At 70.3% G+C, this 15,061-nt stretch carries 15 protein-coding genes and 1 pseudogene; 3 read left to right on the top strand and 13 right to left on the bottom strand.

The window, feature by feature from the left end; translation table 11 throughout:
- Together ACZ6S8_RS36140 and ACZ6S8_RS36135 are read left to right on the top strand one after the other, a co-directional pair.
- Window positions 1-369: transposase (locus ACZ6S8_RS36140; RefSeq protein ID WP_469462205.1), on the top strand; the 369-nt coding region annotated here is incomplete at its 5' end.
- A gap of 128 nt (window positions 370-497) precedes the next feature.
- A pseudogene (locus tag ACZ6S8_RS36135) lies at window positions 498-1,458 on the top strand (IS481 family transposase).
- A 343-nt stretch (window positions 1,459-1,801) separates the two neighbouring features.
- Here ACZ6S8_RS36135 and ACZ6S8_RS36130 read toward each other — a convergent pair.
- The 13 genes from ACZ6S8_RS36130 to ACZ6S8_RS36070 form a co-directional block, all read right to left on the bottom strand.
- Window positions 1,802-2,332 carry a DUF6197 family protein gene (locus tag ACZ6S8_RS36130; protein ID WP_469462204.1) on the bottom strand — a complete coding sequence of 177 codons (531 nt, stop codon included), beginning with the start codon at window positions 2,330-2,332 and terminating at the stop codon, window positions 1,802-1,804.
- Between the two features lie 66 nt (window positions 2,333-2,398).
- Entirely contained in the window at window positions 2,399-2,587 is a 189-nt protein-coding gene (locus ACZ6S8_RS36125) for a hypothetical protein (protein ID WP_469462203.1), read from the bottom strand.
- Window positions 2,588-2,663: 76 nt separating this feature from the next.
- Window positions 2,664-4,766 carry a chromosome segregation protein ParM gene (locus ACZ6S8_RS36120; RefSeq protein WP_469462202.1) on the bottom strand — a complete coding sequence of 701 codons (2,103 nt, stop codon included), beginning with the start codon at window positions 4,764-4,766 and terminating at the stop codon, window positions 2,664-2,666.
- A gap of 78 nt (window positions 4,767-4,844) precedes the next feature.
- Window positions 4,845-5,261, bottom strand: coding sequence for a conjugal transfer protein TraB (locus ACZ6S8_RS36115; protein WP_469462201.1), 417 nt, complete (start codon window positions 5,259-5,261; stop codon window positions 4,845-4,847).
- Between the two features lie 15 nt (window positions 5,262-5,276).
- Window positions 5,277-7,511: an ATP/GTP-binding protein gene (locus ACZ6S8_RS36110; protein ID WP_469462200.1), complete on the bottom strand. Its 2,235-nt coding sequence runs from the start codon at window positions 7,509-7,511 to the stop codon at window positions 5,277-5,279.
- A gap of 132 nt (window positions 7,512-7,643) precedes the next feature.
- On the bottom strand, window positions 7,644-7,829 hold the full coding sequence (locus tag ACZ6S8_RS36105; protein WP_469462199.1) for a hypothetical protein: 186 nt from the start codon (window positions 7,827-7,829) through the stop codon (window positions 7,644-7,646).
- Window positions 7,830-7,948: 119 nt separating this feature from the next.
- Window positions 7,949-8,425, bottom strand: a complete 477-nt coding sequence (locus ACZ6S8_RS36100; protein ID WP_469462197.1) for a hypothetical protein — start codon at window positions 8,423-8,425, stop codon at window positions 7,949-7,951.
- Between the two features lie 213 nt (window positions 8,426-8,638).
- Window positions 8,639-11,203 carry a hypothetical protein gene (locus ACZ6S8_RS36095; RefSeq protein WP_469462196.1) on the bottom strand — a complete coding sequence of 855 codons (2,565 nt, stop codon included), beginning with the start codon at window positions 11,201-11,203 and terminating at the stop codon, window positions 8,639-8,641.
- Window positions 11,204-11,340: 137 nt separating this feature from the next.
- On the bottom strand, window positions 11,341-11,715 hold the full coding sequence (locus ACZ6S8_RS36090) for a hypothetical protein (RefSeq protein WP_469462195.1): 375 nt from the start codon (window positions 11,713-11,715) through the stop codon (window positions 11,341-11,343).
- Between the two features lie 121 nt (window positions 11,716-11,836).
- A complete protein-coding gene (locus ACZ6S8_RS36085) occupies window positions 11,837-12,031 on the bottom strand; it encodes a DUF5999 family protein (RefSeq protein WP_469462209.1) in 195 nt (64 codons plus the stop codon).
- A gap of 215 nt (window positions 12,032-12,246) precedes the next feature.
- Window positions 12,247-12,528 (bottom strand): WhiB family transcriptional regulator, encoded by a 282-nt coding sequence (locus ACZ6S8_RS36080; protein WP_469462208.1) that lies wholly within the window; start codon window positions 12,526-12,528, stop codon window positions 12,247-12,249.
- A 179-nt stretch (window positions 12,529-12,707) separates the two neighbouring features.
- Window positions 12,708-12,899, bottom strand: coding sequence for a hypothetical protein (locus tag ACZ6S8_RS36075; protein ID WP_469462194.1), 192 nt, complete (start codon window positions 12,897-12,899; stop codon window positions 12,708-12,710).
- A 323-nt stretch (window positions 12,900-13,222) separates the two neighbouring features.
- Entirely contained in the window at window positions 13,223-13,678 is a 456-nt protein-coding gene (locus ACZ6S8_RS36070; protein WP_469462193.1) for a hypothetical protein, read from the bottom strand.
- 480 nt (window positions 13,679-14,158) lie between these two features.
- Here ACZ6S8_RS36070 and ACZ6S8_RS36065 point away from each other — a divergent pair, with 480 nt between their 5' ends.
- A complete protein-coding gene (locus tag ACZ6S8_RS36065; RefSeq protein ID WP_469462191.1) occupies window positions 14,159-14,938 on the top strand; it encodes a GntR family transcriptional regulator in 780 nt (259 codons plus the stop codon).
- The last annotated feature ends 123 nt before the right edge of the window (window positions 14,939-15,061 follow it).

Here is a 15,061-nt window from a genome sequence, read left to right as displayed (position 1 = left end):
GCGTTCCCCCAGGTCATGGCCGCAATCCGCGTCGCGAGGCCGCAAGGAAGGCCCCGAACCCGCCCCGTCGTCGTGCTGGCCGACAAGGCCTATTCGTCCCGCGCGATCCGCGAACACCTGCGCCGCCGCAGGATCCGGGCCGTGATCCCGCAGCCTGCCGACCAGATCGCCAACCGCAGGCGACTCGGCAGAAAAGGCGGCCGTCAGCCGGCCTTCGACCGCGAGGTCTACAAGCAGCGGAACACCGTCGAACGCTGCATCAACAAGCTCAAGCAGTGGCGCGGCTTGGCCACTCGATACGACAAGACCGCGACCACCTACCAGGCGGCCCTCCACCTCGCGGCCATCCACATCTGGGCCGCGAGGTGATCGCTAAGAAACGGCCTAGATGTGTTGTCCCGGGACGTTGGTGACACGCGTGCTGGGTTCTTGAAATGGGTGAGGGCCTCCGGGTTCGGTGTGGATTGCGACATCTCCACCGAAGACAGGAGGCCCTCGTGGTCCACCGTAACGCCCCGCTGACCGAGACCGGACGACTCCGCCTGGCCCGCTGTGTCGTGGACGACGGCTGGCCCGTGCGGCGGGCCGCGGAACGCTTCCAGGTCAGCCACACCACCGCCGCCCGCTGGGCTTCCCGCTACCGCACCCTGGGCATCGCCGGAATGAGTGACCGGACCAGCCGCCCCCACCACCAGCCGGGCAGGACCCCGGCCGCAGTGGAGGACCACGTCCTGCGACTACGGCGCGAGCACCGCATCGGGCCTCTGCGGCTCGCCGCCCGCTGCGGCATCGCCCCCTCCACCGCCCACCGCATCCTGACCCGCCACGGCCTGCCGCCCCTGGCCGCACTGGACCGGGCCACCGGCGAACCGGTACGCCGCTATGAACGGGCCCGGCCGGGCGAACTCGTCCACATCGACGTGAAGAAACTGGGCCGGATTCCCGACGGCGGCGGCCACAAAGTCCTCGGACGGGCGGCCGGCAGCCCGAACAAGGACCGCCGCAACGGTGCCGGCTGGGCCTACCTCCACACCGCCCTCGACGACCACACCCGCCTCGCCTACACCGAAGACCTCCCCGACGAGACCGCCCCCACCTGCGCCGCCTTCCTGCGGCGGGCCACCGCCTGGTTCGCCGAACGAGGCATCACCGTCGAACGCGTCCTGACCGACAACGCCTGGGCCTACAGCAAGAACACCTGGCGCCAGACCTGCCGTGACCTGGGCATCAGCCCACGATGGACCAGGCCCTGGCGCCCGCAGACCAACGGCAAGGTCGAACGCTTCCACCGCACCCTCCTCGACGAGTGGGCCTACCACCAGCCCTACCTCAGACCGGCAACGCCAGGAAGCCTTCACCCACTGGATCGACTGGTACAACTACCACCGACCCCACACCGGCATCCACGGCCAAACACCCGCCAGCCGCGTCACCAACCTGTCCGAACAACACACCTAGATCCAGTTGGCCATGCCGTGCCAGCCGGCCTCCGGGGCCTGGCGCAGCTCCTCCCAGCGGCCGTGCAGGAAGCCGCCCTGCTCCCAGGAGGTGGTCCACGCGGCGTGCAGCCGGGCGAGGTTGGTGCCGGGGTCCTTGTCCGGGGCGATGGTCGGCGGCTGGGCCGCCTGGTCGAGCAGTTCGGGGTGTTCGGGTGCTGCTGGCCGTTGACGTTCTTGTCGACGGGTCGGGCGCTCCCCTGATCGGGGCCGTGTGACGGGTGGTGGTGTGCAGACCGGACGGCCTGGCCCGCATCCGACCGCGAGGGGTTCGGGTGTGAGGCAGGTGGTCCGGAGCGGGGCGGTCAGAGGCCGCGGGCGTGGGCGAGGTCGGCGGCCTGGTCGAGCATCCGCATCGGCACCCGGCCGCTGGAGAAACCGTCGTTGAAGGACGGCACGGAGTCGATTCCGGTGAACTTGCGGCGGATCGCGTCCAGGAGTACGGCGGCAGCGCTGTCTTCAAGGCCGCTGTCGCTGCGGGCTTGGGCGTGGATTGCGCCGTACAGGCAGCGGGCACCGTCCTCGTCGACCAGGGCGCCGGAGCACCAGCCGCCGGTGAGCAGCCGGTGATGCGCGCGCTGAAGGAGCGCCGCGACCGGGGTCGGGTACGGAGTCGGGGGCTGGAGCGTCGGGGTGAGCGGGAGGGTGACGACGTCGCCCAGGTCGACCGGCTCGGTGGGGATGTGCGCGGTGTTGACCTCGTAGGCGACGGCGGCTTCCTCCAGCCGGATGGTCATCGCCGCGTCTGTGGCGGCCATGCGGGCCTCCAGCGACAGTTCGGCTGGCGGCGCGATGGTGCGGGCCGGTATGGGCGGGGCGTGGGTGGGGTGGGGCATCGGGGCTCCTCGGAAGGCGTCGGAGGTGCAGGGGCGGCGGCCGTCGACGCCGGCGGCCGGGCGGTGTCAGAAGGTGGAGATCCAGCCGGTGACGCCGCTGATCGCGTTGGTGATGAAGGGCGCGGCACCGGTGGAGGCGAGGAAGAAGCCGAAGGCGGCGCAGGCCAGGGCGTGCCAGAGGCGTACGGAGCCGCCTCGGATGAGGACGACCACGACGGTGGCGAGCAGGACGGCGACGGAGATCGATACGGCCACGAGCGGTGTGTCCTTCCAGGTGTGAGCAGGGCCCGGCCGGGATGCGGCCGGGCCCTGCGGGATGTGTGGGGTGGGGTCAGACGCCGGAGAGGTTCTTGATGGCCTCCAGCGCCTGGCGGGGGGAGGTGACCGCGTCGCGGCGCGCGGCGGGCTTCCCGCCACCGCGCGGCTTGCCGCCGCCCCTCTTCGGCTTGTCCTCCCCATCCTCGTCATCGGGCTCGGGCCCGAACTCGCCGGGCCGGGGCGGCTCGGTCCAGTCGAACCACAGGTCCCTCGCCTCGAGCTCGCGGATCTCGTAGGCGGTGAGGCTGGCGACGATGTCGGGGAAGTAGTCGTCGAGGCTGTTCTTGAAGTCCATGAACAGCGTGCGCAGGACCTCAGGTTGCTTGGCTTCGACGATCCACCCGGCGCCGCCGGTGTTGGAGTCGGCGGGCGGCTCGGGCTCGCCGGCCATCACCCGCTCGATCCGGCCCGCTTCAGCAGGGGAGAAGGAGCGGGGGAGCGGCTCGGGGGTGTTGTCGGAGGAGATGCCGAGGGTCTTGAACATCTCGGCGACCTTCTTCGGCGCGACCTTCAGGACGACGGGGATGCAGTTCTCGCGTAGGTTCTCGCACAGCAGCTGCGTGAATCCGTCCTGCACGTAGATGGACTGGCCGGCCACCTTGAGGCCGATGCCGTACTTGCGGCCTTTGACCGACACCTTCTCGGCGAGGTCCATGATCTCCGCGCCGTAGTCGCCGTTGCGGGCGGCGGAGAGGAACTCATCGAGGTAGGCGGACAGCATCCGGTAGGGGCAGCCCGGCAGTTTGGGGTCCCAGTCGTAGACCCGTCCGTCGTCCCACGGCGTCTCGCCGCGGATCTCCATCAGCGCGTCCAGGGTGCGCAGGAGCCGGAGCATGTAGAGCGCGCCGACGCCGTAGCGGTCGGTGTACTCGCCTAGCTTGGCGGCCTTCTCGTCCCGGGCTTCCGCCGCCAGCCAGACCACCGCGCCGAACAGGGCGTCGCCGGCGACGTGCAGGCCCATGAGCTGGGTCTTGCCGCCGCCTGACGGGGCGACGAACAGGCCGTGGGCGGCGCCCCGGTCGGTGTAGACGCGGTTGCGGGCGGGCTGGCCGTTGCCGAGGTAGCCGGTCACCCACCGGCCGTCCTTGTCCGGGGTGAGCAGTTCGTTGGTCGCGGGGAAGATCTGGGCGAGCGGGCTGGAGTCCCAAAGGGAGACCAGGACCTGGTTGCCGTCGACGGTGACGAACAGCCGGCCTTCGTCGTACTTGGTCTTCAGTGCGGCGGCCAGGGTGTGCTGGTTGACGCGCGGCTCGCCCATTTCGTCGGGGACCTGGGCGATGTAGTGGGTGACCTTCCGCTCGTGGTCTCGGATCTTCTTGATGAACTGCGAGCCGGGCAGGGGCCCACCGGCGATGCGGTCGACCCACCACTCGTGGGTGGTAGGGGCCTTGCGGCGGCGCTCGGTCAGGTCGGGGGTGACGTGGACTTCCTTCCAGCCGGGTCCGCCCTCACGCCCGTACTGCCGGACCACGTCCTCGATCCGGACGTCGGCGACCTCGACACCGAACGCGGCGGCGACCGCTTCCTGGGTGAGGCTGGAGATCGGCCGTCCTGCCTCGGAGGCGCGCAGCAGCAGGGACAGGTCGTTGGGCATGCCCGCGTGCGGGGTGGCCGTGACGACGATGGTGCGGCCGGGCAGGCCGTGGGCCTCCCACAGCCAGCGGACCTGGCGGGTGAAGGCGTCGGCGCCGTCGTCAGGCTGCGCGAGGGACGGGTCGGGGGCGGCCTGCATCTGCGATACGGGGGCCGGGGCGGCGAGTGCGGGACGGTGACGGCGGCGGGTGTGCCGGGAGAAGGGCATCACCAGCAGGCCGGCCGTCGCCCAGCCGGCGGCGAGGATGCCGTCCAGGCACCACGGGCCCCAGCCGATCGTGTTTTGCGCAGCAATGTCGACGGCGGCCGCGAGGACCAGCGGCGACCAGCGCAGGATCTTACGTCCCGCACCGGGCTGGTCGCTCTTGACTGCCAGGAGCCAGCCGCCGACGCCAGCCGCGCCCGCCAGCTGCACGACCGTGTTGACGGGGCTGTTGGCGAAGAGGTTCGGGGCCGCGGCGAGGACCGGGGCGGTCAGGGTGTAGAGAGTGCGCTCCAGGGCGACGCTGCGCGGCACGGACACGGGGTTTCTCCTCCGGGATTGGCGATGGGCGGCCTCTCCGTCGTGGAGGGGCCGCCCATCAGGGTTTCGGTGAGCTGGTCAGTGGGCGAAGAAGCCCGGCTTGGGGGTGCGTTCCTTGCGGCTGGAGCGGATGTCGTCCAGGCCCTCGTACAGCCGCGCGTGCGAACACCGAGCGTTGTGGGCGAGAGAGGACACCTCTGCGGCGCACTCGCCCAACTTGCGGGCCTCGACGGCGGCGCCGCCCAGAGCCACGGATACCTGACTCGTCATCTCGATGAACTTGCGGTCGAGTTCAGCGTTCGCGATGTCCACGGCCAGGCCCTCAGCGCGGGTGGCGTTGGCACGCATGCTGCGCTGCAGCGTTTCAAGGTCGACGGCTGCCGCGTCGACTGCCTGGGCAAGCGCCTTGAGCTTCTGCTGGACAGTTTTGTAGCGGTTGTCACCGGCCGCCGGCACGACCACGCCACTGGGGCGGGGCACGAGGTTGCTGCTCATTGACGGATTTCCTTCCTAATCGTGGTGGGCAGCTGCCGAAGCGTGGGCAAGGCCCGCCTCGTCCATGGCCCTGACGTCCTCGCCGTAGGTGCGGGCGACAGCGACGGCGACGAGCTTGGCGGCCTCGGAGGCGATCTCGCACTCCGTCGCGCATCGCTCGGCTTGCGCCTTCATACGGTCCGCGCCATCGGCGAGCTCAGTGATCAGTTCAGTGACCGTGTAGGTCACGGCGTACATGAGGACTAGGTCATCAGCCATGTCCCGCAGAGCGTCCGCAACCTTGCCTACGGCGGCGGCGAGCTGCTCGGCGGCTTCTTTGTCGAGGCCGGCGGTGACTGCGATGTTCGCCATCTCCATCAGGTACTCGGCGAAGGTGATGTCCGTGCGGTGTTGCGCAACCAAGCTGCCCTGCGTGGACGGCCTGCTGGCCTGTGCGCTGCTCACGCTGCTCCCTTCCGTGCTGGTGGGTCGGCTGGTGCCGGGACGTTCGGTGCGCGGCTCCGGGGCGGGCGGCAGGCTCTTGACTCCGGACGTCACTGCGGCCGGGCCGTCGAGGACGATGTCCGCGTCGACGATGGCGTCCCCGGCATCGGCTTCGGGGGGGCGTGGCGGGCGGCTGGGGTGATCGGGCCACTCCACCGTCGGCGTGGGCGGCGGCCCGAATCGGCCCTCCGAGGTCCGCCGTCCGCGTCGGCCTTCACGGCCAGGACGACCGGCACCCCGGGTTCGGCCCCGCCGTCCGGTCCGGTCTGAGCCGTCGGAACGGCGCCGGACCCGACGGAACCGGCGGCGCTTTTTCGAGCCGTCAGACGGCTCGTCACCCGGCTTGGACTCCTTGCCGGATGCATCGCGTGCCGGGTCAGCCTTTCCGTCGCCAGGGGCGCCGTCGGTGCTGTTCTTGGGGTCCTTCTTGGTCTTGTTGTCGGCGTCCGTGCCGGTGCCCTTGTCGTCGGCGCCTTTCGCCTTGTCGTCTTTGGTTTTGTCGTCCTTGGTCTTGTCCTTGGTCAGGTTCACCTTCTCCGTGCCTGCCGTCTTGGCGTCAGCGGCGGCCTTCGCGTCGGTGCGGCGCTTGTCCCAGCGGCGCTGTGTTTCCTCGCCGATGGCCTTGCCCAGCGTGGTGCGGCCCGTATCGGCCGACGCCGCGGCTTCCCGTTTCGCCTTCCGTGCCGCCTTCTTCGCCCGGCGGTCCTGCCATTCCTGCTGCCGGTTGGCGCGCGCCTGGTCCCGGTTCTTGCTCCGGTCGGCGACGCCGGCGGTGTGGCCGGCGCTGCGGCGTTCCTGGCGTTCGGCCTGTCGGGTGGAGGCGCGATCGGCGCGGCGGCGGGCCCGCTCCGCATGTGTGTTGGACGCCGGACTGTGGTGTTGGCCCCGGCCGCTGTCGCTTTTGTGGCTGCCGCTCCTGCCGGAGCCTCCAGAACCGCTGTGGGAGCCCTTCGACCCCCCGCCCGACCCGGCGTGGCCCGAACCGGGAGAACGGCCACCAGAGGACCGGTCAGGGCCTTTCGCGCCACCCTTGCCACTCCCGGGCGCCCCGGCCCCCGAACGCCCGGCGCCTCCCCCGGAGTTCGAGCCGCGCGACCCAGGCCCCTTCAAACCGGGCCCCTTCAACGCTGGCCCCGAGCTGTTTCGGGACCCGCCGCCACCGCTGCTGCCCCCGCCGCCCGGGGACCCGCCACCACCGCCGGCCTTCGAGCGCCCCTTGTCCGCTCCGAGCCCGGAGCTGCGGGACTTCATACGGTCGGCGTCCGCCTTTCCGCGTGCCGCCGCCTTGTCGCCCTTCGCTTTCATCATCGCGGTATGGACCTTTCCGTTCCGCTCCATCATCGCGACTTCCTGCGCCGTGCGACCCTCCAGCAGCGCGGCCTTCCGCGCTATTTCAGCCTCACGGAAAGGCGCTTCACTTTCATGATTGGCCCGCGTCATTTCAAGGCGGAGTTCCAACCAGTCACCGAGACGATCGGCGAGAGAACGAGGCTGAACGTATTCCCCTACCTCATATTCACCTTCCTCTTCCGCGCAGTGCGGCGGGGCGAATCCGTCCGAGCGTAATGCCGTGGCCGGGTCTGGCGCGGCCGGAATTGCCGGAAGTTCCATCGTGGTTTCTTCCGGGGACTCCGGCGGCGCGGCGGGAATGTCTTCGGGCGGCGGAATGGTGTCGGCGAAGTCGGGGATCGGCGGCGGAGCGTACGAGGGTTCACCGCTCCAGGGGCCACGGAGCAGAATCCCGTTCGGGTCGTCCACGTCGGACACGATGCACCTCCTTCCAGAGGGCTTGACAGCGGGTGGGGTCTCGTGTGCACGCGTGTGCACGTGCACGTGTGCACGCATTACGCGAGACGAAGGCCCCGCCAGAGTCCGGCGGGGCCTTCGTTGATGGGGTGTTCAGCGGCGCGGGTCGTGGTGCTCCAGCACCTGGTCCGCGTACTGCATGAGGTGGTTCCAGAGTCTCGGATCGCCCTCGGCCCGCTTGTCGATCGCGAGCTTGAAGAGGCGGCAGACGCTCGTGAAACCGCGGATGACGTCGGCTCGGCCGGCCCTGACGTCCTGGGTGATTCGGGTTCGGGTCACGCGGAGCCAGAATTCCATCCGGCCCAGCTCGCCGCGACTTTCGATTGCCCTGCGCTCTTCGCCCTGCAGCCAGCTATTGCGCCCCCGAATGGAGCGTTCCGTGCTGCTGAGGGGGCGCGTCACGCCGACTCCCTGTTACCCATGTCGTAAATCGACGTGGGGCCACCAAAGCCGGAATTCCGGATGGGCGCACTCTGCTGAGGCGGATTCTGCGGGGCGGCCTGGAGCGGCGGGGCGTTCTTGCGCTGCTTTTCCAGCTCCTTTTCCTTCCTTTTCTTGGCGGTATTCGAGACCGCCTCGTCGTGGGCGCGGCGCTTGAATGCGCTCTTCTCCAGTCCCTTGGTGACGCCCTCGACGTGCTTGAGCACGTCCTTGAGGGCCCTTTCGACGGGTTGCGCGCGCATCCAGGCGTCGAACCAGCGGTCGCCCTGGACGTGGGTGTCGCGGCAGTGGACGCGGGTCTCCAGGGCCAGGGCCTCCAGGTTCCTGCCGATGTCCAGCAGGACCCGCTGAACGTCGGCCAGGTACCGGGCGGTCGCCTCCGGGTTCTTCGCCACATCGCGCAGGGGTGCGTGATTCGGGTCGTTGCTGTGCATGCGGAAGACCTCCTGGTTTCGGGGTGGGGAGGAGATGTTCTTGGTCCCCGAGGCTGTAAGCGGGGTGGGGTGGTGGTGCTCGGGTGGTGCCTGGCCCGCTGTCCCCGCGGGGCGGGGTGCGGGCGAGCGGCCTGCCGGCCGTGGCCGTCACCGGACCGCGCTTAGGTGGGCGAGCGCGGTCCGGGGGCGACCATGTGCGGCAGGGCGGTCCGGTCAGCGGTCCGTGTGCTGCTTGAGGGCGACGGCGATCTGTCCTGCGCGGTCCGTGGCGATGGTGCCGCCCTCGGTCCGGACCGCTTTGGCGATGTTGGTCCGGTTCAGCGGCTCGTTCGCGGTCCGGAGCCGGTCCAGTGCGGTCCGCTCCAGGTCCGTAAGCGTGATGACTGTGAGGTCCGGACCGCCGTCCTCGCTACGGTCCGGACCGTCGACCTCGTCCGGTGCTTCCTGGTTGGCCGGTCCGGTGCGGTCCGGCTCCTGCGGTCCGGGGTCGGCGTCGGCGGTGCGGACCGTCACCCCGCGCGCGGCCGATGCGCCCTGGGCGGCGGGCACGGTCCGGGGACCCCGGTCCGGACCGTGGCCGGTCAGCAGGTCAGCGCCCTGCGGTCTGGCCGGACCGGCCTCCAGCGCGGGCGGCGGTCCGCCGGTCCGGTCCGTGGCTCCAGCGGTCCGGACCGGACCATGGACCGTGTGACGCTCAGCCGGACCGGACCGGACCGGATACCCGCCAGGCTGGACCGGGCGGACCTGAACCAGGCTTTCCATCGGTCCGGGCCGGTCCGTTCGGGTCAGGGTGAGGACCGTGGGGATGGCCGCCGGACCGTGATCGTCGGCCCGGACTCGGGGGACAACGACCCGGTGCAGAGCCAGACCGGTCCGGGACACTTCTCGGTCCGCGAGCTCCGCAGCCGCTGCAGTCCAGGCCCGATCCAGCGTGGTCAGGCGCGGGTCGGTGATCGCGAGGGACCAGGCGGTGAAAGAGTGGACCGGGTAGCGGAACCAGCGAACCGCCCCGATCGACGGGCGGGCCTTGGCGACCCTGCCGTCCTCACGGAGCTTGCGGCGGTGAATCAGGGAGGCGTACAGCTCCCACAGCACCATCCCCACGATGCTCATGGCGGCGAACGCCACCGCCTTCGGGGTGAAGTGCCAGTAGGTGATCTGCTCCGTCCAGATCTCCGCTTTCGCGTCCCAGACCCGGCTGCCGGGCACCGGCTCACCGGAGGCGTGCCAGAAGTTCATGGCCGCGGCGCCCAGAGCGAAGATCCACGTGCTGACGCGGTAGAGGGTTCCGGCGTCGCCGCCCTGGCGGGCCTGGTGGTACATCCAGCCCACGAACGCCGTCGACAGCTCCCACGCGGCGGCGAACAAGATCGTAAAGGGGACGACCCAGCCGAGGATGTCCTCGGCAAACCCGGCCTGGCCCGTCCAGGCGACGGCCATCGGAGCGGTGATCGGACCGATCACCATCAGGCGCTCCGCGTTGACCTTCACGAACTGCTTCACGCGGTCGGTCACGGCCGGCTTCCCGGCGCGGTCCGCGGCCCGCCGCTCCCGGGCCTTCGTCCTGCGGGCCTCCTTCGCATCCCTGCGCTCCTCACCAGCCTGGCGCTTGAGGCGCTTGCGCTCCAGGGCCTGCTCGGTGCGGTCAGTGGCGCGCTTCATCCGGGCAGCAGCGTCGGCCACCAAGTCATCGGCGGCCTTCAACGTGACCTGCGCGTCCGCTTCCCGCAGCCTCGCCTGAGCCAGCGCCTGCCCGGCCTCCTCAAGGTCCGCGTCCCGCTTGGTACGGGCGCCCGCCAGGATGCGGTCAGCCTCCTCACGGGCGGTGCGGGTCAGCCGCTCGGCGTCCTCGGCCGCCGTCGCCCGCAGCCGTCCAATGTCCTCCTTGGCCAGCGTCCGAGCACGAGCCGCATCCACACGGGACGCCTCCCGCTCGCGGGCAGCGTCCTCACGCAGCTCGGCAGTCTCCTTCTCCGCCCCGGCCTTCACCTTCGCGGCCTGGGCGTCCGCGCGCTCACGCAGCCGGTCGGCCTCGCCCCGCGCCTGCTCCAAAAGCTGTTCGGCATCGGCGGTGGAGCGGGTCCGGGTCTCCGTCGCGGTGCGCTCCGCGCCGGCCACCAACTCGGTGCGGGCGCTCTCCGCGTCAGCAAGGGCCTTCGCGGCCAGGGTACGGACCTGCTCCGCTTCTACGGCTGCTGCGGAGGCAGTCTCCTCCGCCTGCCAGCGGGCACCGGCGAGCAGCTGCTCGGCAGCCGTATTGGCGGCGGCAAGGACCTGGTCGGCCTCGCCGGCCGCCGTCGCCGTGACGGCGTCGGCCTCGCGGCACGCGTCGGCGAGCAGCTGCTCCGCCGCCTGTTCGGCGGCGACCCTGAGCTGGTCGACATCGGCAGCCGCCGTGGTCGCGGCCGCCGCACGGACCTGGCCGGCGTCCATTGCGGCGACGGCCAAGAGGCGGACGTGCTCCGCGATGGCGGCCTCGGTGATCGAGGCCGCCTCGGTGCGCGCGCCGTCCAGCAGCTCGGTGGCGAGCACCAGGCCGTCGGCGAGGATCCGCGCGACGTCGTCGGCGGCCTGGTCCCGGAGGTCGGCGGCGCGGTCGGCAGCGTCGGCCACGACCGGGTCTGCCTCCTCGAACATCAACGGCACCGTCTCCTCGGGAGCGGCGGCCTGGGCGGGGATGGAGGCCGGCGTCGTCGTCGCCTTGGCGCGCCCGGCGCCTCGGGGCTTCGTGGTCGTCGCGGGCTGGCGCCGACGGCGGGTGGCGGGCTTGGTGGCCACGGGGTGTCCTCTCTTCCGGGCGCCTCCGTTCAAGAGGTCACCGTGGATCTACGGCGGTGGGTAGGGTCGTGGCCAGGCCCTCCGGGACCCCGGCAGCTCTAATGCCGGGGACTCGGAGGGCCGTTGTCCTGGGGCGATCAGCGCCGGGCAGGCAGCGTGCTGCTGTCCTGCGCGAGGTGCTGGCGCACCCAGGCGACGGCGGCCGGGGTCATCGCCCCGGTGTCCGGCTCGCTCAGCGGCGCGGTGTCGATGTCGCGCATCGCGTCGGCCGCCAAAAGCAGCCGCAAGTAGTCGGGGTCGATCCCGGCACGGGCGCGGTTACCGCTCAGCTCCAACAGGTCGTAGAGGAGCTTGCCGCTGTGGACGTTCGTCCAGGACCGCACCACCCGGCCGACGAACGTGTGGCCGGGCAGACCGAGCCAGAAGCGTTCGACGTCGCGGAATAGGACCAGGTCGCCCTTGCGGTAGCGAATCTTCGGCTGAACGCTCTGCGTCTGCGACTGCTGTGCCATGGGTTCTCCTCGTATCGCGTTCACCAGCGCGCGGCTGGCGGATCCGGCCTGTTCCGCTCCCAGTCACCGCCCGTCCCGGCCACCGGGGTGCGGCGGTCGGTGCGGGCGGATCAGGCAGCCGTCAGGCCGTGACCGCGGCGAGGGGGCGGCGCGGGGCGATGATCTGGCCGTCGGGCAGCAGCTCGCCGGTGTCGTCGAAGAGCAGCAGGCCGTTGCACAACAGGCTCCAGCCCTGCTCCGGGTGGGCCGCTACGACCTGCGCGGCCTCACGGTCCGGGCTGGCGGCTGACGGGCATTTCGGGGTGTGCGTGCACAGCGAGTCCGGCATCCGAGAGGCGCCGGTCGGGGTCGTCGCGGTATCGAGCTGGTCGCTGCTTTCCATGGGGCTCTCCTACGGGAAGGAATGCGGTCCCGGGATTTTCCCGGGCTGGAGACGTGCGAAAGGGCCCGCGGCCCGTCGTACGGACAGCCGTTGTGCGGCGGTGCCGCGAGGCGGGCAGGAACTTGCCCGCGGTTCCCGTGTGACGGGAGTCAGGCGGTGCGCTTGCAGGCCGCGCGGCGCCTCATCCGGCGGCGGTCGTCCTCGTCGGTGCCGCCCCACACGCCGTGCTCCTGGCCGCTCTCCAGCGCCCACTGGAGGCAGCGCCCCATGACCGGGCAAGGACGGCAGACGGCCTTGGCTTCCTCGATCTGGAGCAGTGCCGGGCCGGTGTTGCCGATCGGGAAGAACAGCTCCGGCTCCTCGTTCCGACAGGCGGAGTCGGCCCCCCAGTCGGTGTTGACCGACAGGTCGGCGGAGGGCGCGTAGGTCATGCGTACGATGGAGCGGTTCATCAGGGCCTCCCAGAAGGTCCGTGCAAGAGACAGCCCCCGGGGTACATCCCTGGGGGCTGTTCGCATGTCTGCGGCCGGACGGCCGGAGCGGGGTGAGCTCCCGACGCTCTCCGCCGGCCCCGCCTGTGTGAGCGCGGGGACGACGGGCAATGCCGGGTTCAGCTGCGTCGCTTCGCGGACTGCCGAGCCAGGTAGGCGTCCTGGGCCTTGGCGAACGCCTTGTGGAGCGGCGCGCCGCTCTCACAGTCCCGGCCGTACTGGCAGGGCTGGCAGGCGCGTCGATGAAGGGTGGAAGCGCTGAACGCCGTCATGTAGAGGACGTACAGCGGGTCGGCCTTCGGCCCGGTCATCGGCCGCTGCCCTGAGACGACTGCCGGTTCTGCTCGGCAACCTTCCGCGACAGCTCGGCGTGCTCATCTTCGGTCAGGCTGGTGATCATCACTGACCTCCCCGCGCCCTGCGCAGCGCTTCGTCCATATCCGGGTCCGAGTCGGTCGGGTGCTGTGAAATCCTGTGATCCATCAGGTCCTCCACGAAGGGTCCTGGACAGCCCCGGGGGGTCTCAATTCACCGGGGCTGTCGCCATTTCGGCTGTTCCTACGAGCAGCCACGGCCCCAGCCGCCCCCGTCTACGGGGCGGCCGGGGCCGTGGTCGTTCTTCGCGGTGAGCGGGTCAGGCGGCCGACGTGGCCGCGACATTCCGGGCGGCGTACTGCCTGCCCAGCTCGGCCTGCCGCCGGCCGTAACGCTCCAGGTGCTCCGGCTCCCGCGGGAGCTCGGAGCCATCAGCCGGACGCCCCCCGTCCGGGAATTCCTTCCGGGCGGCGTCGGTCTTGCCGACCTGTACCTGGACCGCCTTCCAGTCGGCCATTCGGCCGGCCGGGGTGCGCTCGGCGCGGGCCCGTAAGGTCAGGTCGGTCGCCGGGCTGAATGCCTTGGGCAGCACCGTGGTGGCCTGACGGCTGGCGGCCTCGGTAACGCCGTCGGCCAGAGCCTCGTGCCACTGGTCGGGGGTGATGTCGAACCAAATGCGCTGGCCGCTACCGGGGCAGCGGGGCGCGCGGCCCGGCTCGGCGCGACGGTGGCGGGGCCGGCCACTGTGCGGCTCGGCCCTGTGGGCGATGACCATGCGGTCCCGAATGGGCCGCCAGGCGGTGCAGTCGGGGCAGACGATGGCGCGCTTTTCGCCGTCGCGCAGGTTGATGAGGTTGGGGGCGAACGCGGCTCGCCCAAAGCGGGGCCCGGCCGTTGTGCTTCATGGGTTCCTCCACAAGTCGTTGCGTTCTCTGCCCGCCAGGGCCTCACGAAGGGGCCATGGCGGACAGGCAGCGCAACTGCTGTCAGGCTGCGCCCACATCAAGCCGACCAGGGACCTCGTGGTACGTCTCCCGGCACCCACCCTCCGGTGAGCGGCCACAGAACTCGATGCGGTGCTGCGCTATGCGGTTATGGGCTGTGCTCCCGGCCGCTTCCGGCCTGGGGTGTGGAAGCGATGAAGCTGCCACGACAGCTGTTCAAGACGTGTTGGCAGAACTACCCTATGTAAGGGCTAGCCCTTATTTAATAATGAGGCTAGCCCTAACGGTTGTCAATGGGAGATAGCCTTTAGATGGACGCCATCGACCGGAGGGAGGCAGAAGTGCGCGGATACCGCGATCTCGCCGAGCTGCTTCGGCAGCAGATCACCAGCGGCGAGCACCCGGAGGGGAGCACCCTGCCGCGGATCGTCGACCTGATCGACGTGCACGGCCTCTCTCGACAGACCGTCCGTGATGCCATCAAGGAACTGGCGGACGAGGGACTCGTCGTGACGATGGGAAAAGGCGGCACGGTCGTCCGCAACCGGACCCGGGTCAAGATCCCACTCAACCGGTACTCCCCTGTGCTCCGTCCAGCAGGAACCAAGGGGCCTTGGGAAACCACCTGCGCGGAGCAAGGTCTCGACGGGCGCATGAAGGTTGTGGGTGTCGCCCGGCACCACGCGACAGCAGAACTTGCGGCGCTGCTTGATGTGCTGAGTGGCAGTGATCTCGTCCACCGCCGACGCCACGCCATGCTGGGTGAGAACGATGTCGTACAGCTCCAAGATGCGTGGTACCCAGGCGACCTTGTGGACCAGACCGAGTTGGCCGGTTCTGCGAAGCTCGTCGGTGGGGTTTTCGGCGCACTCGTAGCCGCTGGCCACTCACCCAGCTCAGTCAGCGAGCGGGTGCAGTCCAGAATGCCGACCGCTGCCGAAGCCTCGCAGCTGAAGATCAGCGGCAAGGTGCCCGTGATAGCGGTTACCCGCGTCACTAAAAACGCGGAAGGACGGGTGTTGGAAGTGCTGCAATCCACTGCACCTGCCGATCGCGTTGAGCTGATGTATGACGACCTGCCCCTCGAGTGACCGAGTTGCGGCTTCTGCGGCTGAATCACGGCCCCACCTTCCTGCGATCGGGTGTGCGAACTTAGTGATCACTAGGGTGGGATGAGGGAGCATGACCAGACGAGGTCCGGCGGCGGACCGGTC

It is taken from the genome of Streptomyces sp. NPDC048461 (genome assembly GCF_055587105.1).
Note: the sequence above shows the minus strand (reverse complement) of the source record. Positions and strands in the feature narration are given on the sequence as shown.